Genomic DNA, 20528 nt, shown 5'->3' on the forward strand with positions numbered 1-20528 from the left:
TGTTGTCGACCCCGTCACGTGTGCTTTGCCGTAGCGAAGGTTAGGCGAACCGCCCATCACGTCCCATTGGGGGAAGAGCATGCAGCGCATGTCGCAGCGCTTATATCGGCGTGCAACGGGGCTCCGTCGTGCCGGAACGCGTGTATACGCCTAGTTCGAATCCGTTAAGGCAACTATTTGAATGCGGGGTCGGCGGGCAGGGCGGAAGCGGGTGGTGCATCGGGTATTACGACAATCTTTCATCGTGGCAGGGAACGCGGGTGGAAGCGGCTGCGCATGCGGTGGTTCGCCGCTGCGCGCAACCTGCATCCGGACGATACGGCGCGTTGCGCGTGCGCAGTTCCGCTCCCGTCCAGGCATCAAGCGTGCGCGAGACGCTCGAGGTACGCGCAAAACATGTCGCCCATGGCCGCCGAATACGCGTCGATTTCCGCGGGCGTGCGCTCGGTTTCCGAAAACGCCTTGCCGGCCGTGGCGAGCGTGGTGGTGATCAGGTCGCACGCGAGCGTGCGTGTCGCGTCCGGTGCATCGGGCAGCGCCGCCCGCATGAACGTCTGGAAGATCCGATTGCCGGCCGCCTTCGCTTCCTGCGCCTCGGGCGCGTCGCGATAGAGCGGCGCGGCGTCGTCGAGCGCGATGCGCATGCGCGCCTCGTCGCATTCCGAACGGATGAACGCGTGGACGGCCGTGCGCAGCCGCTCGGGCGGCGTTTGACGCGCGTCCTCCAGCATCCCGCGCAGCATCTCGGACGTCTGCCGCCATTCGTCGTGCTGCAGCCGGAACAGCACGGCCGCCTTGTTCGGGAAGTACTGGTACAGCGAACCGACGCTCACGCCGGCCCGCTCGGCCACGCGCGCCATCGTGAAGCGCTGCGCGCCAACGCTCGCCAAAACCTGAACAGCGGCCTGGAGGACATCTTCGACGAGACGGGTCGAACGGGCCTGCCGAGGCTGTTTGCGCGTGGCGATCCGGGCGTTTCGGCGGTCGGTCATGAGCGGGTTGCCAATGCGAATAGTAAAACCTGAATAGTTCGTCATATTCTAATCGGGTGCAACGACGCACTCAACCCGATCCCGGAGATTCGCATGACCACCCTGATTCTCGACCCGCTGGCTTCGCTGCTGGACCGCCTGTTCGACGAGGCCGACGCGTCGTCGCCCGCGACGAGCCCGGCGTTCGCCGGCATGACGCACGACGAGCATGCGCGGCTGATGCGCAGCAAGACCGACTACGTCGATTTCTATGCGCGCCTGAAGGACTTTCCGCTCGCCGTGTCGCGCGACACGGGCACGCTGCTGTACATGCTGGCGCGTAGCACCGGCGCGCGCGCGATCGTCGAATTCGGCATGTCGTTCGGCATCTCGACGCTGCACCTCGCGGCCGCGCTGCGCGACAACGGCGGCGGCCGGCTGATCACGAGCGAGTTCGAAGTGTCGAAGGTCGCGCGGGCGCGCGAGAACCTGGCGGCCGGCGGGCTGGCCGAACTCGTCGAGATCCGCGAAGGTGACGCGCTGCGCACGCTGGCGGCCGATCTGCCCGAAACGGTCGACCTGCTGCTGCTCGACGGCGCGAAGGCGCTGTATCCCGACGTGCTCGCGCTGGTCGAGCGCCGGCTGCGGCCCGGCGCGTTCGTCGTCGCCGACAACGCGGCATACAGTCCCGACTACCTCGCCTACGTGCGCGCGCCGGAAAACGGCTACCTGTCGGTGCCATTCGGCGGCGATGTCGAGCTGTCGATGCGCACGCGCTGACGCGAGCGCATCGTGTCGTAGCCGGAACGATGGCGATGAAGATGCCGGGAATCCGATCTGTAAATGAAGGATAACTGATCAAATTGACGGGCTTCGAGTAACCTGACGGCGGCGTCCGCGCTTCGGGATGCCGCCGCGCGTTACTTCAGGAACACGTATCGCGCGAAATACGGAAAGCGGCCGATCGCATGCTCGGTCGAACACGTCGCTTCCGGCGGCGTGCCGCCCGCGGTATCGAGCCGCTGCACGAAGCGCGCGCCGGCGAGCGTGCCGGTTGCGGCCGGCGTCGCGGCGAGCAGGAGCTGCGGAATGCTGCCCGGATGCGCGCTCGGCGCTTCCGCGAGCTTCTTGCCGGTGATGCGGCTGCCGTCGAGCGCTTCCCACGACGGCCCCGCGCCGTGCCGGACGACGAGCGCGCCGGCGGCGTCGAACAGCATCGCTTCCGGGCGCTGGAACGCCCACGCGAGCCGGTGTCCGGCGTCGTATTCGCACGCGTAGATCTGCACGCCGGTCGCAGTCGTCGACAGCACGGGCGTCACAGGCTCGGGCGGCGCGAGACCGGCCGGATCGTCGGCGTATGCCGGCAACGTGAAAGCTGCGAAGGAAAGACCGGCCGCGAGGGCCGGCAGCATGTCGCGTTTCGGGGAGCAGCCTGGCATGGCGGGGCGTCCTTTCAGGTCGGGTGACGGTCGTGCGGGGTCGATCCCGTAAACGCTAGACGCCGATTGCGCAGGCTGCAATTCGGAAATGGCAATCGCGGCGATAGTCGCCGAGTCGCCGCGATTGCGACGGAATGGATGTGCGCGGCCGCTCGTCGCGGCGGTCGTACGGAAGCGGCTCAGGCCGCGCCGGCCGGCGTCGGCGCGTGTTCCGCGATCAGGCGTCCGGCCTTCAGCGCGTCCCACAGCGCGGCCGGAATCGGCGCCGACGCGAGCCGCAGGTTCTCGTCGATGCGATCGGGCCGGCTCGCGCCGGGGATCACGGCCGCGACGGCCGGGTGCGCGAGCGAGAACTGCAGCGCCACCGCGCGGACGTCGACACCGAACCGTTCGCTGATCTGCCGGATGCGCGCGACGCGATCGAGCATTGCCTGCGTCGCCGGCTGATACTCGAAGTGGGTGCCGCCGGCGAGCACGCCGGAGTTGTACGGACCGCCGACGATGATGCCGAGCCCGCGTGCGGCGCTTTCCGGCATTAGCCGTTCGAGCGCGCCCGCATGGTCGAGCAGCGTGTAGCGGCCGGCCAGCAGGAAGCCGTCGGGATCCGAGCGTTCGAGTGCGAGCTCGCACGGTTCGATCCGGTTCACGCCGAGGCCCCAGCCCTTGATGACCTTCTCGTCGCGCAGCCGCGTGAGCGCCCTGGCCGCGCCCGACATCGCGACGTCGAACACGTCGAGCCAGCGCTCGCCGTGGAAGTCGATGGCCGGATCGTGGATCCACACGGTGTCGAGCCGGTCGGTGCGCAGCCGCTCGAGGCTCGCTTCGATCGAGCGCAGCGTGCCGTCCTCGGTGTAGTCGTAGACGATCTTGTTCGGCAGGCCATGGCGGAACAGGCCGCCCTTTTCGCCGAGATCGCGTTGCGACGCATCCTCGTGTTCGTCGAGGACCAGCCGGCCGACCTTGGTGCCGAGCGAATATTCGTCGCGCGGACGGCCGGCGAGCGCTTCGCCGACGCGCAGCTCGGCGAGGCCGGCGCCATACAGCGGTGCCGCGTCGAAGTAGCGGATACCGCTTTCCCAGGCCGCATCGACCGTGGCCAGTGCTTCCTCGTTCGGGATGTCCCGATACATGTTGCCCAGCGGCGCAGTGCCGAAACCCAGGCGGGAAGGGAGCGTGATTCTCATGTCGGACTCCTGTGGATCGTTCACGCCGCGGCTTGCGCGAGCGTCGGATAGTCGGTCAGGCCCTGTGCGCCGCCGCCGAACAGCGTGTTGCGGTCGTGCGGCGTGAGCACGGCGCCGGAGCGCAGGCGCTCGGGCAGGTCGGGGTTCGCGACGAACGGGCGGCCGAATGCGATGAGGTCGGCCCAGCCCGCGGCGATCGCTTCGCGTGCGCGTTCCGCTGTGTAAGCGCCGGCATAGATCAGCACGCCCGGGTACGCGGCGCGCAGTTGCTGCTTGAATGCGACCGGCATCAGCGGCGCGTCGTCCCAGTCGGCTTCCGCGATGTGCAGGTAACCGACGCCGAGTTCGCCGAGCAGCGTCGCGGCGGCGAGGTAGGTCGTTTCCGGATCGTCGTCGACGCAGCCGTTCAGTGTGGTCAGCGGCGCGAGGCGGATGCCGACGCGCGACGCGTCGCCGGTGCCTTCGATCAGCGCCTGCGTGACTTCGCGCAGGAAGCGCAGCCGGTTTTCCAGCGAGCCGCCGTAGGTGTCGGTGCGCGTGTTCGCGTTCGAGTCGATGAACTGGTTCACGAGATAGCCGTTCGCGCCATGCAGCTCGACGCCGTCGAAACCGGCCTCGATCGCGTGGCGCGCGGCGGCGCGGTACTGATCGACGATCTCGCGGATCTCGTCGATCGTCAGTGCGCGCGGCTCGGACGCCTGTACGAAGCCAGGCGTGCTGCCGTCCTCACTGGCGACGAACACGTTCACGCCCTTCGCCTGGATCGGCGACGACGACACGGGTTGCCGGCCGCCGAGCAGGCTCGTGTGGCTGAGCCGGCCGACGTGCCACAGCTGCGCGAAGATGCGGCCGTGCGCGGCATGCACGGCGTCCGTCACCTTGCGCCAGCCGGCGACCTGCGACGGCGTGTGGATGCCGGGCGTCCATGCGTAGCCCTTGCCGAGCGGCGCGATATACGTGCCTTCGCTGACGATCAGGCCCGCGCTCGCGCGCTGCGCGTAATACGCGGCCATCAGTTCGTTGGCTTCGTCGCCGGGCTGGCTCGCGCGCGAACGCGTCATCGGCGGCATCACGATGCGGTTCGGCAGCGTCAGCGTACCGAGTCGCAGCGGTTGGAAAAGCGGGTCCTGGGTCACGATGATGTCCTGTCGGTGCCGCGGCCGGCTGGCCGCGGACGGGTCAAATGTCGAATGGCGGGCGGCGCGTCAGTCCCACGTCGGCGCGAGGCCGGCCGGGTCGACTTCGCGGCTGTTGCGTTCGAGCGCGGCGATCTGCGCCATGTCTTCGTCGGTCAGGCGCAGCGTCTGCGCGAGCAGGTTGCTCGCGAGGTTCTCGCGCTTCGTCGACGACGGAATCACCGAGTAGCCGAGCTGCAGCGCCCACGCGAGTGCGACCTGTGCGGGCGTCGCGTCATGACGTTGCGCGATCGCGCCGATCACCGGGTCGTCGAGCACCTTGCCGTACGCGAGCGTCATGTACGACGTCACGTGGATGCCTTCGCGGTTCAGGAACTCGACGAGCTTGCGGTTCTGCAGGTATGGGCTCAGTTCGATCTGGTTCGTTGCGATCGCCTCCTTGCCGACGGCCGCGATCGCTTCCTTCGTCAGTTCGATGTTGAAGTTCGAGATGCCGATCCGGCGCGTGAGGCCCTTTGCTTTCGCATCGGCGAGCGCGGTCATGAACGTGTCGAGCGCGACGCCGTTGTCCGGGGCCGGCCAGTGGATCAGCGTCAGGTCGACATGGTCGGTGCGCAGCTTGCGCAGGCTTTCTTCGAGGCTCGGCACGAGCTTGTCCGGCGCGTGGTTGTCGACCCAGATCTTCGTCGTGAGGAACAGGTCTTCGCGGCGCACGCCCGATGCGGCGATCGCTTCGCCGACTTCGGCTTCGTTGCCGTAGATCTGCGCGGTGTCGATCGCGCGGTAACCGACTTCGAGGCCGTTGCGGACCGAGTCGATGACGACCTGGCCTTGCAGGCGGAAGGTACCGAGGCCGAATGCGGGAATCTTGCTCATCGTGTGCTCCTGGGAGAAGGGGAACCGTTGCGGTATGCGAGTCATTCTGGCGCTTGAGACTGATGAGATAAACGCCTTTAGGGGTCAAAAATATTTGATTTAAATTCAAATATCGGTCGTGAACCGGGCCCGCCGCGAGCCGTTGCCGGCCTTATGCGACGTGCGTTCGCGCACTCGCATTCGCGTGGAACGCCGGCAGCACATCCGAGGCGATCTCGGCCATCGTCTCGTCGAGCGGACGGCGGTTGCGGCGGAAATGCAGGCCGATGTGCCGCACGCCGGCGTCGCGCATCGCCGCGAGTTCTTCGGTCAGCGCGATGCGTCCCGCGCGGGCGCCGAAGCGGTGCCGCTGCAGCGGTTCGTGCGGGTCTTCCGCGAGGTCGAGGTGGATGAAGCTCACGTACGGCTTGTCGCCGGCCACCGCGCGCCAGTTCGCGGCGCGCTGCGCGTGGTCGGCCGGCGTGCCCGGATATGCGAGGCAGCCGTCCATGTGCTCGCCGATCCACGCGGGCGTCTGCTGCGCGAGACCCGCGACGAGCAGCGGCACCGGCGAACGGGCGGCGGGCAGCACGTCGAGGCCGGGCGGCAGGTGAGCGCGCGCGCCGTCGCGCAGCAGCGCGATCTGGTCGCGGAAATTCGCGCCACGCGATGCGAAGTCGCGGCCGAACAGCGGATATTCGACGGGCCGGTCGCCGCTCGCGACGCCGAGCAGCAGTCGGCCGCCGCTCAGTTCCTGGATCGTTGCGGCCGATTTCAGCGTCAGCAGCGGTTCGCGCAGCGGCAGCACGACGGCCGCCGTGCCGAGCAGGATGTCGCGCGTGATGCCGGCGAGGTAGCCGAGATACGAGAACGTTTCGAACACCTGCGCGGCGTCGCCGAACGACGGGTCGTACACGGGCACGTCGCGCACCCAGAGCGCGCGGAAGCCGAGCGTGTCGGCCAGTTGCGCGAGTTCCGCGTGGATTTCCAGGTCGGGCACGCCGGGGCGGCGGCCGTCATGCCGGCGCTTCGCGTCGCCGGCCGGCGACCAGTCGTTGTCGAGCGGCAGTTCGATGCCGACGCTGAAGCCGCCGTCGGCGAGTGTGTCGAGTGAAGTGGACATGGTCGGGCTCCGGTCAGACCGCGCGCAGGCTGCCTTCCAGCCGGTAGAAATCGAGCGACGACGCGGTGAAGAACGAGCGCGACGTGCCGGCGGAAAAATCGTCGATATGTACGACCGTCGCGCGGTCGGCTTCCTGCCACGAGATCGCGTAGGTCTCGCCGGCGATGTGCTGCCACGTGCACGCGACTTCGCCCTTCGCGCCGGCGTATGCGCCTTCGATGATCTCGTAGCGTATGTGGCGGCCGTCCTCGTCGTACGCGTTGAGCGCGGTGAGGCCGTCGTAACGGACTTCGAATGTCTGGCCGGCGAACGGCGGACGCTGGGTCGATGCGTGCATGCTGATCAGCTCCTGCAAAAAAGTGTGACGTTCAATGGGCGAGTTCGACGGGTTCTGCCGTGCGTTCCGGCAGCCCGTGGTGGCGGTCGAGACGGCCGCTCAGTGCGGTGAGCGCGAACGCACCGAGCGTGACGATGGCGGCGATCCACGGCGTATGGCCGAGGCCGACGTTCGCGACGATCAGGCCGCCGAGCGACGAGCCGCCGGCGACGCCGAGGTTGAACGCGGCGATGTTGAAGCCCGATGCGACGTCGGTGGCGTCCGGCGCGAAGTGGCGCGCCTGCTTGACGACATACACCTGCAGCCCCGGCACGTTGCCGAACGCGACCGCGCCCCACGCGAGCATCGTCAGCACCGCGAGCCATTTGACGTGGATCGTGAAGGTCAGCGCGAGCAGCACGATCGCGAGCAGCAGGAAGATCCGCTTGAGTGCCTTCACGGGGCCGACGGCGTCCGCGAGCTTGCCGCCCCACACGTTGCCGAACGCGACCGACACGCCATAGCCGACGAGTACGAGGCTGACCTGCGACGGCGTGAAGCCGGCGATCTGTTCGAGCAGCGGCGCCATGTACGTGAACGCGATCAGCGAGCCGCCGTAACCGACGGCCGTCATCGCATAGACGAGCAGCAGGCGCGGCTCTCCGAGCACGCGGAGCTGGCGGGCGAGCGGCGCCGGCGGCGTTTGCGGCAGCCCGCGCGGCACGAATGCGACCGCGCCAAGGAACGCGACGAGGCCGAACAGCGCGACGATCAGGAACGTCGCGCGCCAGCCGAAGTGCTGGCCGATGAAGGTGCCGAGCGGAATGCCCGCGACGAACGCGACGGTCATCCCGCTGAACATCGTCGCGATCGCGCTGGCGGCCTTGTCCTTCGGCACGAGCGTGGTCGCGATGATCGAACCGACCGAGAAGAACACGCCGTGCGCGAGGCCGGTGAGGATGCGCGCGACGACCAGCGATTCGTAGCTCGGCGCCTGCCATGCGACGAGGTTGCCGACGGTGAAGAGCGCCATCAGCGCGGCGAGCAGCGTCTTGCGCGGCACGCGGCCGGTGAGCGCGGTGAGGAGCGGCGCGCCGATGGCGACGCTCAGCGCGTACAGGCTGACGAGCAGGCCGGCCGACGGCAGGCTGACGCCGAGGTCGGCGCCGATCGTCGGAATCAGCCCGACGATCACGAATTCGGTCGTGCCGATGGCAAAGGCGCTGATGGTCAGCGCAAGCAGGGCGAGTGGCATGGTGGGATCCGGGTTCCAGTAAGGATGGATCGCAGTGTGCCGCCTTTACTTTTGCGGAAAAACTGGTCTATAAACCAAATTGTTTTGATTTCAAATCAACAATGAAGATCACGCTCGACGAACTCCAGGCCTTTGCAGCCGTGGTCGACACCGGTTCGATCACCGCTGCGGCCCAGCAGCTCGACCTCACGGTTTCGGCCGCCAGCCGCACGCTCGCGCGGCTCGAGGAGAAGCTGAAGACCACGCTGCTGCGCCGGACCACGCGGCGGCTCGAACTGACCGAGGAAGGGCGCGCGTTCCTGCAGGATGCGCGCGCGATCATCGAATCGGTCGAGAACGCGGAAGAGCAGATGCTCGCGCGCCGCGAGATGCCGTCGGGGCGCCTGCGCGTCGACGCCGCGACGCCGTTCATGCTGCACGTGATCGTGCCGCTCGTGCGCGGCTATCGCGAACGCTTCCCGAAGGTCGAACTGGAGCTGAACAGCAACGAAGGGATCATCGACCTGCTGGAGCGGCGCACCGACGTCGCGATCCGGATCGGCCGGTTGAAGGATTCGACGCTGCACAGCCGGCGCATCGGCAACAGCCGGCTGCGCATCCTCGCGAGCCCCGCGTATGTCGAAGCGCATGGCCAGCCGCGCAAGGTCGAGGATCTCGACAAGCACACGCTGCTTGGCTTCACGCAGCCCGAATCGCTGAACGTGTGGCCGATCCTCGGCACCGACGGCGAGCCGTGCCGCATCGAGCCGGGCATCTGGTCGTCGAGCGGCGAGACGCTGCGGCAGCTTGCGCTGGACGGCGCGGGCATCGTCTGCCTGTCGGATTTCATGACCGCGCAGGATCGCGAAGCGGGGCGGCTCGTGCAGGTGCTCGCGCGCCAGACGCTCGACGTCGAGCAGCCGATCCATGCGGTGTACTACCGCAATACCGCGATTTCGTCGCGGATCGCGTCGTTCGTCGATTACATGATCGAGGTGCTGGGCGGCGGCAGTGGCAACGATGTGCCGGCGCGGCGCAAGGCCGCGTGGCTGGAACCGCGGTAGCGGCGGCGGGTGGTTTGCGGGGGAAGGCGGGGCGGGCACACGCCCCGATGGGCGCGGCGTGCCGTGTGGCGGCACGCCGTCGTGCTGCGATTACGCCTCTTCGGACCAGGACATGCCGTCGCGCGCGAGCAGCGCAGACGAGGCCGCCGGCCCGAACGTGCCGGCCGTGTACAGGCGCGGCCGGTCGCCGAGCTGCTTCCAGCCGTCGAGGATCGGCTCGACCCACGACCATGCGGCTTCGAGCTCGTCGCGGCGCATGAAGTGCGTGAGGCGGCCGCGGATCACGTCGATCAGCAGCCGTTCGTACGCTTCCGCGCGCCGCTCCGGAATCGCCTGCTGCAGGTCGAGGTTCAGGCTCACGGGCACCATGTTCATGCCGCTGCCCGGTTCCTTCGCGAGCATCTGCAGCTGGATCGACTCTTCCGGCTGGAGCTGGATCACGAGGCGGTTGCCGTAATGGCGCGGGCCGGTCGGGATGATCGAGAACGGCATGTCCGCGAACTCGATCACGATTTCCGACTGGCGGCGCTGCAGCCGCTTGCCCGTGCGCAGGAAGAACGGCACGTTCGCCCAGCGCCAGTTGTTGATGTGCGCGCGCAGCGCGACGAAGGTTTCCGCGCGGCTGTCCGCCGGCACGTTGTCTTCCTCGAGATAGCCCTTGACCGGCTGGCCGTCGACCGCGCCGGCCGTGTACTGGCCGCGCACCGTGTCGCGCGCGACGTCCGACACCGCCATCGGCCGCAGCGAGCGCAGCACCTTCAGCTTCTCGTCGCGCACCGCGTCCGGGTCGAGCGACACGGGCGGCTCCATCGCGACGATGCACAGCAGTTGCAGCAGGTGGTTCTGCACCATGTCGCGCAGCGCGCCCGTATGGTCGTAGAAGCCCGCGCGGCTGCCGACGCCGACCGTTTCCGCGACCGTGATCTGCACGCTGCGGATGTTCGGCGCCTGCCACAGCGGCCCGAAGATCGGGTTGCCGAAGCGCAGCACCATCAGGTTCTGCACGGTTTCCTTGCCGAGATAGTGGTCGATCCGATAGATCTGCGATTCCTCGAAGTGCTTGCCGACCGCATCGTTGATCGCCTTCGCGGACGCGAGATCGTGGCCCAGCGGCTTTTCGAGGACGACGCGCGAGCGCGCGTCGACGAGGCGCGCGGCCGACAGGTTGTCGCAGATCGTCGTGAACAGCTCCGGCGACGTCGACAGGTAGAACACGCGGATCGCATCGCCGCGCGTCGCTTCGGCGAGCCGCAGGTAGTCGTCCGGCGCATTCACGTCGATCAGCACGTACTTGAACAGGTCGAGGAAACGGCTCCACGCATCGGCGTTGAACGCCTTTTCGTCGATGAACGGGCGCGACTGCTCGTCCATGAACTTGCGATAGCCGTCGATGCCCCAGTCGCGGCGGCCGACGGCGATGATGCGCGTTTCGGGCGGAAGGTTGCAGTGCAGGTGCGCCATGTACAGCGCGGGCAACAGCTTGCGGGCGGCCAGGTCGCCGCCGCCGCCGAAGATGATCATGTCGACGGGCCGGTCGGCCGCGGTCTGGGTAGGCTGATTCGTCATGGGAGGTTCGCGGGTTGAAACGGTGAACGTGAAACGAACGTCGTGGGCATCGGGCGCCGGATGGCCGGCACCAGTACGGCAAAACGATAATAGTGCACGGTTTTGATGGATTGTGTGTGCGTTCCCCCAGATGTAACAGGGCTTGCATTCCGTCAGCAGGCTTGATTATGATTGAGTGCTCACTCATTAAAGGAATCGAACGTGGCTCGACCGCGCAGTCCCGACAAGCACGAAGCAATCCTCGCTGCCGCCGCGCGCGCGCTCGCCGAGGATGGCGCAACCGCGACGACCGCGCGCATTGCGCGGCTCGCCGGCGTGGCGGAAGGCACGGTGTTCACGTACTTCGAGACCAAGGATGCGTTGCTGAACGCGCTGTATCTGAGCCTGAAGGCCGAGATGCGCGAAGCGATGATGGCCGGGTTTCCGGAGGGTGCGCCGGTCGAGCAGGCCGTGCGGCATGCGTGGAACGGCTATGTGTCGTGGGGCGTCGCGAATCCGGACGGGCGGCGCGCGTTGCAGCAGCTCGGCGTGAGCGGGCGCATCGACGACGCGCATCGCGCGGCCGGCGCCGCAGGCTTCGGCGGGATCAACACGTTGCTGCGGGAGCAGGTCGCCGCGTCGAGCGGGCTGAAACCCGACGAGGCGCATGCATTTTGCGCTGCGCTGTTTATGTCGATCGCGGAAACGGCGATGGAGTCGATCGCGCGCGATCCCGCGCGGGCCGATGCGTACCGGGAAGCCGGGTTTCGTGCGCTGTGGGCTGTGCTGCACGCGGTGTGAGCGTGCGGCGAACGATGTGACGGAAGCGTTGGCCGTCGTAACGGCATAGGCGGTGCGTGCGCGGTGTGCGTGCGGTCCGACGGAAGGCAGGACGGTTTCAGGCAGGGCGAGGCGTCGTGCGAATCATCGATGCATCGTCGATATTAATGAGTGAGCAATCATTCATTTTCGTGGTTTCATCTTTTCGAGGAGTGGAAAAATGTCGAAAGTCTGGCTGGTAACAGGGGCCGCGCGCGGTCTTGGGCGAGCGATTTCGGAAGCCGTGCTGGCGGCGGGCGACCGGCTGGTGGCCGGCGCGCGCGATCCCGCGCGGCTGGCCAATCTGGCCGAGCAATACGGCGACCGGCTGCTGCCGGTGGCGCTCGACGTCACCGACGAGCCGGCGGCCGAGCGGGCGGTGGCGGCGGCACGCGACAGGTTCGGCCGCATCGACGTGCTGGTGAACAACGCGGGCTACGGCCATACGGCTCCGTTCGAGCAGATGGGCGCCGATGACTTCCGCGACCAGATCGAAACGAACCTGTTCGGCGTGGTCAACCTGACGCGCGCGGTGCTGCCGACGATGCGCGCGCAGCGCTCGGGTCACATCTTCCAGGTGTCGTCGGTCGGCGGGCGCACGTCGATGGCCGGTTTGTCCGCGTATCAGGCGGCGAAGTGGGCGGTCGGCGGATTCAGCGACGTGCTGTCGAAGGAAGTCGCGCCGTTCGGCGTGCGCGTCTGCACGCTCGAACCGGGCGGGATGCGCACCGACTGGGCCGCGCAGGCGAAGCGCGGCATCGACGATCTGCTGCCCGACTATCAGCCGTCGGTCGGGAGGATGCTCGAGTTGCTCGGCACGTATGGCGGCCAGGAGATGGGCGACCCGGTACGGATCGCGAAGCTGATCGTCGAGCTGTCGCGTCGCGACGATGTGCCGATGCGCCTGCTGCTCGGTGGCGATGCGCTGGTCGTGTGCGAGCAGGCGGAAACGCAGCGCGCGGAAGAAGCGGCGCGGTGGCGCGATACGACGCTGGCCACGCAGTTTCCGGATACGAAGCTGCCGGAGGGGCTGGACGCGTTGAAGCGCGTGTAATGAGCGTGGCCCTGCGCCGCTCGCGCGGCGGCATGGGCCGTGCGTAACGGCAGGTCCGATGCGGGCGGCCGGACAATCGGATACCGGCCGATGTGACGGGGCGCGATACACGTATTGCTCCCCGTACTAACCCTGATTAATAAACCTTATCGCGGTGAAAAATTCCGCATCTTATTGAACCGATATCGGCTCGATATAGTGGCTCGCTTTCCCGCACGCACCCCCGGCGTGCGGCTGACACGCTGACAATCAGCAGGAGCCGCTTGATGACCACCGACGTCCGATTCACCGAAATCGAGGATCTGCTGCCCGCCGCCGGCGGGCTGCGCGAGATCCGTCACCACATCCATCACCATCCCGAACTCGCGTACGAAGAGCACGACACGGCCGCGCTCGTCGCGGACAAGCTCGGGCAATGGGGCTGGCAGGTGACGCGCGGGGTCGGCAAGACGGGCGTGGTCGGCACGCTGCGCGTGGGCGACGGCACACGCAGCATCGGCATTCGCGCCGACATGGATGCGCTGCCGATCGTCGAGGCGACCGGCCTGCCGTATGCGAGCGGCACGCACGGCAAGATGCACGCGTGCGGCCACGACGGCCACACGACGATGCTGCTCGGCGCCGCGCAGCATCTCGCGAAGACGCGCAACTTCTCCGGCACCGTGCACCTGTATTTCCAGCCGGCGGAAGAGCACGGCGTCGACAGCGGCGCGAAGAAGATGATCGACGACGGCCTGTTCGAACGCTTCCCGTGCGACGCCGTATTCGGCATGCACAACCATCCGGGCGCGGCGCCCGGCGTATTCCTCACGCGGCGCGGCCCGTTCATGTCGGCCGGCGACAAGGCGATCATCACGATCGAAGGCGTCGGCGGCCACGCGGCGCGGCCGCACCTGACGGTCGACCCGGTCGTCGTCGCGGCCAGCATCGTGATGGCGTTGCAGACGATCGTCGCGCGCAACGTCGACCCCGCGCAGCCGGCGGTCGTCACGGTCGGCTCGATGCACGCGGGCACCGCGAACAACGTGATTCCGAACGGTGCGCGCCTCGAACTCAGCGTGCGCTCGTTCAGCCCCGACGTGCGTGCGCTGCTGAAGCGCCGCATCGTCGAGCTGGCCGAAACGCAGGCCGCGAGCTACGGCGCGACCGCGAACGTCGAGTACATCGAAGGCTACCCGGTGGTCGTCAATACGGATGCCGAAACGGATTTCGCCGCGCAGGTCGCGCGCGAGCTCGTGGGCGACGCGCACGTGGTCGAGCAGACCGACCTGCTGATGGGCAGCGAGGATTTCGCGTTCATGCTGCAGCAGCGCCCGGGTTCGTTCGTGCGGCTCGGCAACGGCGAAGGCGAGGACGGCTGCATGGTGCACAACCCGAAATACGACTTCAACGATCGCAACCTGCCGATCGGCGCGGCGTTCTGGACGCGTCTCGTGGAGCGTTACCTGGGGCAGTGATCGCGGCGGCGGGCGGCCGGCGCTTCCGGCCGCATTGAGAGGAGAATAAAACGATGCAGAAAGACCATCTCGCACTGCACCCGGCATCGACGGGGGCCGCGGAAGCCGGCACAACCGGCGCGCCGGCCGTCACGCGGCGCGGCGCGATCGCGGCGGCCGTGATCGGCAACTGGCTGGAATTCTTCGATTTCACCGTGTACGGCTTTTTCGCGGTGCTGATCGGCAAGCTGTTCTTCCCGTCGAGCGATCCGACCACGTCGCTGCTGCTGTCGGTCGCGACGTTCGCCGCCGGCTTCTTCACGCGGCCGCTCGGCAGCGTCGTGCTTGGCGTCTACGCGGACCGCAAGGGGCGCAAGGCCGCGCTGAACCTGACGATCATGCTGATGGCGTTCGGCACGGGCCTGATCGCGATCGCACCGACGTATGCGCAGGCCGGCGTGGCCGCGCCGCTGCTGGTCGTGTTCGCGCGGCTGATGCAGGGCTTCTCGCAGGGCGGCGAATTCGGCGCGGCGACCACGACGCTGCTCGAACAGGGCGGCACGTCGCGCCGCGCGTTCCGCGCAAGCTGGCAGCTCGCGACGCAGGGCGGCGCCGCGCTGATGGGCTCGGGCTTCGCGGCGCTGCTGTCGAACACGATGACGAAGGATGCGCTCGAAAGCTGGGGCTGGCGGCTGCCGTTCCTTGTCGGCGTGCTGATCGCGCCGGTCGGCATGTACCTGCGCCGCCGGCTCGCGGACGATGCGCCCGGCGACGGCCATCACGGGATCGAGCGCGGCGTGCTGCACGAGCTGTTCTCGAAGCACACGCGCACGGTGCTGCTGCTGATGCTCACGGTGATGGGCGGTACGGTGTCGACCTACATCCTGACCTTCTACATGCCGACCTACGCGATCCATACGCTCGGCCTGCCGATGAAGCTGTCGATGTTCGTCGGCGTCGCATCGGGCTGCGTGATGCTGGTGACGTGCCCGTTGTTCGGCTGGCTGTCGGACCGGATCGGCAGCCGGCGCCTGCCGATCTTCGTCGGCCGCGGCGTGCTGGTCGCGCTGCTGTTCCCGGCGTTCTGGCTGATGAACCATCATCCGACGCTGTCGGTGATCCTGCCGCTGACCGCGCTGATGCTGCTGTTCTATTCGCTCGGCTCGGCGTCGGAGATGGCGCTGATGTGCGAGTCGCTGCCGCGTCATGTGCGCGCGACGGGCATCTCGATCGCGTATGCGCTCGCGGTGACGATCTTCGGCGGCACCGCGCAGCTCGTCGCGACCTGGCTCGTGAAGACGACCGGCAGCAAGCTCGCACCGGCCGGCTACGTGGCCGCATGCGTGGTGCTGTCGCTGATCGCGGTCGCGATGCTGCGCGAGACGGCCCACGAGTCGATGGACTGACGTGCGGTGTGACGGGCGTCCGGCGACGGGCAGCCGGCGGCAATACGTGCCTACCGTCCGCGCACCGTCCTCAGGTACGACGCGAGCATCGTCGTCGGTTCCTGCGCGGCCGGCGTCAGCGGAACGGCCGCGCGCTGCAGCAGGCAGACGTCCTGCGATTCGGCCAGCTCGCGCACGGGCACCTTCGCGAGCGCGCCGGCGATCCGCTGACGGATGCGATCACGACGATCTCGAGCGGGACCGACGGTGTGTTCTACATGCGGCGCACGATCCGCTTCGTGACGGCCGGTGCGCCGCTCGGCCGCGTGACGGGCACGGTGCCGGTGCGCACGGGGATGTGGCTCGGCGCGTGAGGGGCGCGGCGGGCACGGTGTCCGAGAGGTTCAGCGCAGTTTCGTTCTTGTCAAATTGACGGGGCTTCCGCGCGTCACTACATTGTGCGGCGCGGAGTTTGCTCCGTGTTCCGTGAGAAGAACGTTGCAATTGAGTCAGAGCGTTGAACGGGCGGCCTGTGTCGCCCGTCTTTTTTGCGTGAATTGTCGTGTCGCTGATACGACAATCGAGCCGGGCGCGTGGTTGTCCCAGTTGCCCGGGAAGTCTTATGCCGGACGGACGCATCGGGGCGCTACGCCCACCCGACCCGTTGCTCACCCCCGCCGCGCCACCAGCTCCGACACCGTCTGCGCGGCCTGCTGCAGCGGCCCGAGAAACTCCTTCACCATCTGCTTCGCGGTGTGCCGTTGCGCGTTGCCGCTGATGTTCATCGCCGCGATGATCTGCCCGCGCCGGTTGCGGATCGGTGCGGAGATCGACATCAGGCCCACTTCGAGTTCCTGGTCGACCACGGCCCAGCCTTGCTGGCGCACCTGTGCGATCGTCGCCTTCAGTTCGCCGAGGTCCGTGATCGTGCGCGGCGTGTGCGCGCGGATGCTGCTCTGCGCGAGCGTTTCGTCGAGTGCCGCGTCGTCGAGCGCGGACAGCAGCACGCGGCCCATCGACGTGCAGTACGCGGGCAGTCGGCTGCCGATCGACAGGTTGATCGTCATGATCTTGCGGGTCGGCACGCGCAGCACGTAGACGATCTCGGTGCGGTCGAGCACGGCGGCCGAGCAGCTTTCGTGGATCTGCGCGGACAATTGCTCCATCACGGGATCGGCGAGATTCCAGAACGGCATCGACGTCAGGTACGCGAAGCCGAGTTCGAGGATCTTCGGCGTGAGCCGGAACAGCCGGCCGTCGGCCTCGACGTAGCCGAGCGTCTGCAGCGTGAGCAGGATCCGGCGCGCGCCTGCGCGCGTCAGGCCGGTAGCCGACGCGACTTCGGTGAGCGTCTGCTCCGGGCGCGCCGCGTCGAAAGCGCGGATCACCGCGAGGCCGCGCGCGAACGACTGCACATAGGAGTCGCCGGGTTTCGTCTGAGTGTCTTCGGTTGTCATGAGCGGTTGGAATGTCGTGCAGCCGAGAAGATAGCGCATGGGGCCTGACACGCCAACCGCACGGCGGACCGGGCGCTTGACAGGTCGTCCCCGCACTCCCTATGATGCGTTGAACGTTCGATACACGATCTTATGTTCGTATATAGAACATTTAAGCGCATCCCGGCAGGCAAGGCAAGGGGCGCGCCCCGTTCATTTCCCAGCCTTGCATGTGGCCGGAGCCGGCGCTGACGCGCCCACGCCGGTCGACCGCGAAGCATGGGACCGGAGTAAGCGCTAAAGCGCCAGCTCAGATCGACCGCCGTGGGGCTGGAGTAAGCGCTAAAGCGCTAACTCCAGCCAACCACGCCATGGGATCTGAGTAAACGCTAAAGCGCTAACAGCTTTGCATGGGATCGGACTAAGCGCTAAAGCGCCAAGTCCGGTCGACATCTGATCGACAGGAGACACTGATGACCGAAGCTTTTCTGTGTGATGCGATCCGTACCCCTATCGGCCGTTACGGCGGTGCGCTGTCCGGCGTGCGTGCCGACGACCTGGGCGCGGTGCCGCTCAAGGCGCTCGTCGAGCGCAACCGCGACGTCGACTGGACGGCGATCGACGACGTGATCTATGGCTGCGCGAACCAGGCCGGCGAGGACAACCGCAACGTCGCGCGCATGTCGCTGCTGCTCGCGGGCCTGCCGCAGGGCGTGCCGGGTTCGACGATCAACCGGCTGTGCGGTTCCGGGATGGATGCGGTCGGCGTGGCCGCACGGGCGATCAAGTCGGGCGAGGCCGCGCTGATGGTCGCGGGCGGTGTCGAGAGCATGACGCGCGCGCCGTTCGTGATGGGCAAGGCCGCGAGCGCGTTCGCGCGCCAGGCCGACATCTTCGATACGACGATCGGCTGGCGCTTCGTCAATCCGCTGATGAAACAGCTGCATGGTGTCGATTCGATGCCCGAGACGGCCGAGAACGTCGCGGTCGACTACAACATCAGCCGCGCCGACCAGGATCTATTTGCGCTGCGCAGCCAGCAGAAGGCCGCGCGCGCGCAGCAGGACGGCACGCTCGCCGAGGAAATCGTCGCCGTCACGATTGCCCAGAAGAAGGGCGATCCGGTGGTCGTGTCGCGCGATGAACATCCGCGCGAGACGTCGCTCGAAACGCTCGCGAAGCTGAAGGGCGTCGTGCGCCCGGACGGTTCGGTGACGGCCGGCAACGCGTCGGGCGTCAACGACGGCGCCGCCGCGCTGCTGCTTGCGAACGAGGCAACCGCGAAGCGCTTCGGCCTGACGCCGCGCGCACGCGTGCTCGGCATCGCGACGGCCGGCGTCGCTCCGCGCGTGATGGGCATCGGCCCCGCGCCGGCTACGCAGAAGCTGCTCGCGCGGCTCGGGATGACGATCGACCAGTTCGACGTGATCGAGCTGAACGAGGCGTTTGCGTCGCAGGGCCTCGCGGTGCTGCGCATGCTCGGCGTCGCCGACGACGATCCGCGCGTGAACCCGAACGGCGGCGCGATCGCACTCGGCCATCCGCTCGGCGCATCGGGCGCACGTCTCGTGACGACCGCGATGTACCAGCTGCATCGCACGAACGGCCGCTTCGCGCTGTGCACGATGTGCATCGGCGTCGGCCAGGGTATCGCGATCGCGATCGAACGCGTCTGACCCGCGTGACGCGGTAAAGCGGCCGGACACGCGCCGCTTTGCCGTTTCCGCAACGATGCGCGGCACGACAATCGTCGTGCCGCGCATCGTCGTTAACCGGCCTGCGATATCTGCCTGAGGCGCGCGTCGAGCGCGTCGATCTCGGTGTCCGCGAACACCTCGATGCCATGCTGGCGCAGCAACGCCGCCGTGACGCCGGCGCCTGCATGCCGCCGGTTCGCGAAACTTCCGTCATAAATGAAGGTGCTGCCGCACGACGGGCTGCCGTCGGCCAGGATCGCGAAGCGGCAATCGTGCGTGCGTGCGAGTGCCAGCGCGGTTTGTGCACCGGAAACGAACGGCGCTGTCACGTCGGTGCCGTTCACGTCGACGATGCGTGCGGTGCCCGCCAGAACCCGCTGCCCCGACGCGCCGTCCGCGATTTCGGCGGGCGGGCGCGGCACGCTGAAGCCGCCCGCCAGTTCGGGGCAGACGGGCACGAGACGCCCTTCGCGCTGCCACCGTTCGAGCGTCTCGTGCGCGGCGGTCTTGGCCGAGCCGTTGTAACGCACCGGATGACCGACCACGCACATGCTGACGAGGATCTTCGGCATGGCTTGCGGCTGCGGTTCGTTCTGCAATTTCGCTCTCCGTGTTGGCTGATGGTAGCCGCGGCAAAGCGGGAAATTCTACGCGTTACCCGCATGCCGGTGCGTCAGGGCCGTCGGCCCTTCCAGATGAATGTCTTCCGGCTCGAGCGCGTACAGCGCCGGGTCGGGCGATGCGCTGACCGTGAAGCCGAGCCGCAGGTAGAAGTCGATCGTGCGCTGCGACGGCGTCGCCGACACATACAGGCGTTCGGCGCTCATCGCGCGCGCCTGCGCGTGGGCCGCGCGATAGAGTTGCTCGCCGAGCCCGCAGCCGCGCCAGTCGCGGCTCACATGCAGGAACTTCAGTTGCAGCATGTCGTGTCGCGGGCCGAGCGGGCGGCTGTCGACGATGACCGCCGCGACGAGCCGTGCGCCGTCGAACATGCCGAGGAACCAGCCGCCGCGATCGTGGCAGTCGAGCAGGATCGGCGTGTAGTGATCGGCTTCGCCGTCGGGCCAGCCGCCGACGTCGTAGAACTCGGGAACGAGATGCAGTGCGCCGTCGCGCAGCACATACAGGTGCTCGATGATCTCGCGCCGGTCGATGGTCCACACGAGCGGCACCTCGGCGCGCGCGAGCTTGCGTGCGGAAAGCGCGTCGCGTTCGGCGGCGGTGCGGCGCGTCATGCGGCAGCCCGGTGCGAGGCGATCCCGCGCGCCCATGCGTTCAGGTCCGACAGCCAGCAGATCGCGCCGTACGACGTGAACACGCGATCGAAGCGCTCGCCGCACGCGGTGGCGTCGGGCATCCAGTCGAGCACGTCGGCGCGCTCGAATCGCGCTGGCAGGCCTGCATCGGCCGACAGTTGCCGCGCGAAGCCGATCGCTTCGTCGGAGATGTCGACGCCCGTCGCATCCGCGCCGTCGCGCACGAGGCTCAGCGTGTCCGGCCCCGCGTTGCACTGCAGGTGCAGGAGCTGCAGTCCGGTGACGTCGCCGAGCAACTCGCGTTCTTCCGGAAAGAGCGTCGAGCCGCCATTGCGGAAAAACGCGGCCTGATCGCCTTTATGGCTGTTATGCGCGACCGTCGCCGTATTCCAGGACAGCCGATTCAGTTCGTGCAATGCCTTTTTCATCGAATTTGAATGCCGGTTGAATGGCGCAGGATAGACCGAATCGTTTCGTCGCGTGCAACGGCTGCCCGCATTGGCACGCCGAACGGGGTTGCCGCGCAGCGCGTCGTGACATCCGGATAAACGCGCGCGGTGATTATCGCCGGATTATTT

19 protein-coding genes and 3 pseudogenes are annotated in these 20528 nt (G+C 67.7%); 8 read left to right on the forward strand and 14 right to left on the reverse strand.

Annotated elements, in window-relative coordinates:
• Positions 1-359: 359 nt before the first annotated feature.
• On the reverse strand, positions 360-1037 hold the full coding sequence (locus tag JYG32_RS29215; RefSeq protein WP_213265917.1) for a TetR family transcriptional regulator: 678 nt from the start codon (positions 1035-1037) through the stop codon (positions 360-362).
• Positions 1038-1085: 48 nt separating this feature from the next.
• Between JYG32_RS29215 and JYG32_RS29220 the strand changes: the two genes are divergently transcribed.
• Positions 1086-1751: an O-methyltransferase gene (locus JYG32_RS29220; RefSeq protein WP_213265918.1), complete on the forward strand. Its 666-nt coding sequence runs from the start codon at positions 1086-1088 to the stop codon at positions 1749-1751.
• 140 nt (positions 1752-1891) lie between these two features.
• On the opposite strand, the gene JYG32_RS29225 is transcribed toward JYG32_RS29220, so the two are convergent.
• From JYG32_RS29225 to JYG32_RS29255, 7 genes are all read right to left on the reverse strand, one after another.
• Entirely contained in the window at positions 1892-2410 is a 519-nt protein-coding gene (locus JYG32_RS29225) for a DUF3455 domain-containing protein (protein WP_213265919.1), read from the reverse strand.
• Positions 2411-2589: 179 nt separating this feature from the next.
• Complete coding sequence (locus tag JYG32_RS29230; RefSeq protein ID WP_174381431.1) at positions 2590-3594, reverse strand: aldo/keto reductase; 1005 nt, start codon at positions 3592-3594, stop codon at positions 2590-2592.
• Positions 3595-3614: 20 nt separating this feature from the next.
• A complete protein-coding gene (locus JYG32_RS29235; RefSeq protein ID WP_213265920.1) occupies positions 3615-4730 on the reverse strand; it encodes an alkene reductase in 1116 nt (371 codons plus the stop codon).
• Between the two features lie 69 nt (positions 4731-4799).
• A complete protein-coding gene (gene dkgB / locus JYG32_RS29240) occupies positions 4800-5606 on the reverse strand; it encodes a 2,5-didehydrogluconate reductase DkgB (RefSeq protein WP_213265921.1) in 807 nt (268 codons plus the stop codon).
• Positions 5607-5757: 151 nt separating this feature from the next.
• Positions 5758-6708 carry an LLM class oxidoreductase gene (locus tag JYG32_RS29245; RefSeq protein WP_213265922.1) on the reverse strand — a complete coding sequence of 317 codons (951 nt, stop codon included), beginning with the start codon at positions 6706-6708 and terminating at the stop codon, positions 5758-5760.
• 13 nt (positions 6709-6721) lie between these two features.
• Positions 6722-7045 carry a MoaF-related domain-containing protein gene (locus tag JYG32_RS29250; RefSeq protein WP_213265923.1) on the reverse strand — a complete coding sequence of 108 codons (324 nt, stop codon included), beginning with the start codon at positions 7043-7045 and terminating at the stop codon, positions 6722-6724.
• A 31-nt stretch (positions 7046-7076) separates the two neighbouring features.
• Positions 7077-8279 (reverse strand): MFS transporter, encoded by a 1203-nt coding sequence (locus JYG32_RS29255; RefSeq protein WP_213265924.1) that lies wholly within the window; start codon positions 8277-8279, stop codon positions 7077-7079.
• A gap of 101 nt (positions 8280-8380) precedes the next feature.
• Between JYG32_RS29255 and JYG32_RS29260 the strand changes: the two genes are divergently transcribed.
• Positions 8381-9322 (forward strand): LysR family transcriptional regulator, encoded by a 942-nt coding sequence (locus tag JYG32_RS29260; RefSeq protein ID WP_213265925.1) that lies wholly within the window; start codon positions 8381-8383, stop codon positions 9320-9322.
• A 90-nt stretch (positions 9323-9412) separates the two neighbouring features.
• On the opposite strand, the gene zwf is transcribed toward JYG32_RS29260, so the two are convergent.
• Positions 9413-10888 carry a glucose-6-phosphate dehydrogenase gene (zwf, locus tag JYG32_RS29265; RefSeq protein ID WP_174381424.1) on the reverse strand — a complete coding sequence of 492 codons (1476 nt, stop codon included), beginning with the start codon at positions 10886-10888 and terminating at the stop codon, positions 9413-9415.
• Positions 10889-11089: 201 nt separating this feature from the next.
• On the opposite strand from zwf, the gene JYG32_RS29270 reads away from it, so the two are divergent.
• From JYG32_RS29270 to JYG32_RS29285, 4 genes are all read left to right on the forward strand, one after another.
• Positions 11090-11668 (forward strand): TetR/AcrR family transcriptional regulator, encoded by a 579-nt coding sequence (locus tag JYG32_RS29270; protein ID WP_213265926.1) that lies wholly within the window; start codon positions 11090-11092, stop codon positions 11666-11668.
• Between the two features lie 199 nt (positions 11669-11867).
• Positions 11868-12740: an SDR family NAD(P)-dependent oxidoreductase gene (locus JYG32_RS29275; RefSeq protein WP_213265927.1), complete on the forward strand. Its 873-nt coding sequence runs from the start codon at positions 11868-11870 to the stop codon at positions 12738-12740.
• Positions 12741-13006: 266 nt separating this feature from the next.
• Entirely contained in the window at positions 13007-14197 is a 1191-nt protein-coding gene (locus tag JYG32_RS29280; protein WP_174381421.1) for a M20 aminoacylase family protein, read from the forward strand.
• Positions 14198-14250: 53 nt separating this feature from the next.
• Positions 14251-15582, forward strand: coding sequence for an MFS transporter (locus JYG32_RS29285; protein ID WP_213265928.1), 1332 nt, complete (start codon positions 14251-14253; stop codon positions 15580-15582).
• 50 nt (positions 15583-15632) lie between these two features.
• Here the strand turns inward: JYG32_RS29285 and JYG32_RS29290 are convergent.
• Positions 15633-15767, reverse strand: a pseudogene (locus tag JYG32_RS29290) (LysR family transcriptional regulator); the annotation flags it as partial.
• A 15-nt stretch (positions 15768-15782) separates the two neighbouring features.
• Here JYG32_RS29290 and JYG32_RS29295 point away from each other — a divergent pair.
• Positions 15783-15935, forward strand: a pseudogene (locus JYG32_RS29295) (succinylglutamate desuccinylase); the annotation flags it as partial.
• 294 nt (positions 15936-16229) lie between these two features.
• Here the strand turns inward: JYG32_RS29295 and JYG32_RS29300 are convergent.
• Complete coding sequence (locus tag JYG32_RS29300) at positions 16230-17057, reverse strand: IclR family transcriptional regulator (RefSeq protein WP_433960863.1); 828 nt, start codon at positions 17055-17057, stop codon at positions 16230-16232.
• Positions 17058-17470: 413 nt separating this feature from the next.
• Here JYG32_RS29300 and pcaF point away from each other — a divergent pair, with 413 nt between their 5' ends.
• On the forward strand, positions 17471-18673 hold the full coding sequence (pcaF, locus tag JYG32_RS29305) for a 3-oxoadipyl-CoA thiolase (protein WP_213265930.1): 1203 nt from the start codon (positions 17471-17473) through the stop codon (positions 18671-18673).
• 92 nt (positions 18674-18765) lie between these two features.
• Here pcaF and JYG32_RS29310 read toward each other — a convergent pair whose 3' ends face one another.
• The 3 genes and pseudogenes from JYG32_RS29310 to JYG32_RS29320 all read right to left on the reverse strand — a co-directional run.
• On the reverse strand, positions 18766-19266 hold the full coding sequence (locus tag JYG32_RS29310; RefSeq protein ID WP_433960876.1) for a DUF523 domain-containing protein: 501 nt from the start codon (positions 19264-19266) through the stop codon (positions 18766-18768).
• A gap of 75 nt (positions 19267-19341) precedes the next feature.
• On the reverse strand, positions 19342-19929 hold the full coding sequence (locus JYG32_RS29315; RefSeq protein WP_174381416.1) for a GNAT family N-acetyltransferase: 588 nt from the start codon (positions 19927-19929) through the stop codon (positions 19342-19344).
• Between the two features lie 14 nt (positions 19930-19943).
• A pseudogene (locus JYG32_RS29320) lies at positions 19944-20378 on the reverse strand (class I SAM-dependent methyltransferase); the annotation flags it as partial.
• Between the last annotated feature and the right edge of the window lie 150 nt (positions 20379-20528).

Origin of the sequence: Burkholderia pyrrocinia, assembly GCF_018417535.1 — a bacterium.
Lineage (GTDB): Bacteria > Pseudomonadota > Gammaproteobacteria > Burkholderiales > Burkholderiaceae > Burkholderia > Burkholderia pyrrocinia_E.

Bases quoted from the DNA above. Each gene is read 5' to 3' on its own strand.
- JYG32_RS29230 (WP_174381431.1), bottom strand. From the start codon at position 3,594: ATGAGAATCACGCTCCCTTCCCGCCTGGGTTTCGGCACTGCGCCGCTG.
- JYG32_RS29245 (WP_213265922.1), bottom strand. From the start codon at position 6,708: ATGTCCACTTCACTCGACACACTCGCCGACGGCGGCTTCAGCGTCGGC.
- JYG32_RS29255 (WP_213265924.1), bottom strand. From the start codon at position 8,279: ATGCCACTCGCCCTGCTTGCGCTGACCATCAGCGCCTTTGCCATCGGC.
- JYG32_RS29315 (WP_174381416.1), bottom strand. From the start codon at position 19,929: ATGACGCGCCGCACCGCCGCCGAACGCGACGCGCTTTCCGCACGCAAG.
- JYG32_RS29310 (WP_433960876.1), bottom strand. From the start codon at position 19,266: ATGCCGAAGATCCTCGTCAGCATGTGCGTGGTCGGTCATCCGGTGCGT.
- JYG32_RS29280 (WP_174381421.1), top strand. From the start codon at position 13,007: ATGACCACCGACGTCCGATTCACCGAAATCGAGGATCTGCTGCCCGCC.
- JYG32_RS29285 (WP_213265928.1), top strand. From the start codon at position 14,251: ATGCAGAAAGACCATCTCGCACTGCACCCGGCATCGACGGGGGCCGCG.
- JYG32_RS29250 (WP_213265923.1), bottom strand. From the start codon at position 7,045: ATGCACGCATCGACCCAGCGTCCGCCGTTCGCCGGCCAGACATTCGAA.
- JYG32_RS29225 (WP_213265919.1), bottom strand. From the start codon at position 2,410: ATGCCAGGCTGCTCCCCGAAACGCGACATGCTGCCGGCCCTCGCGGCC.
- dkgB (WP_213265921.1), bottom strand. From the start codon at position 5,606: ATGAGCAAGATTCCCGCATTCGGCCTCGGTACCTTCCGCCTGCAAGGC.
- JYG32_RS29220 (WP_213265918.1), top strand. From the start codon at position 1,086: ATGACCACCCTGATTCTCGACCCGCTGGCTTCGCTGCTGGACCGCCTG.
- JYG32_RS29215 (WP_213265917.1), bottom strand. From the start codon at position 1,037: ATGACGAACTATTCAGGTTTTACTATTCGCATTGGCAACCCGCTCATG.
- JYG32_RS29300 (WP_433960863.1), bottom strand. From the start codon at position 17,057: ATGCGCTATCTTCTCGGCTGCACGACATTCCAACCGCTCATGACAACC.
- zwf (WP_174381424.1), bottom strand. From the start codon at position 10,888: ATGACGAATCAGCCTACCCAGACCGCGGCCGACCGGCCCGTCGACATG.
- pcaF (WP_213265930.1), top strand. From the start codon at position 17,471: ATGACCGAAGCTTTTCTGTGTGATGCGATCCGTACCCCTATCGGCCGT.
- JYG32_RS29275 (WP_213265927.1), top strand. From the start codon at position 11,868: ATGTCGAAAGTCTGGCTGGTAACAGGGGCCGCGCGCGGTCTTGGGCGA.
- JYG32_RS29260 (WP_213265925.1), top strand. From the start codon at position 8,381: ATGAAGATCACGCTCGACGAACTCCAGGCCTTTGCAGCCGTGGTCGAC.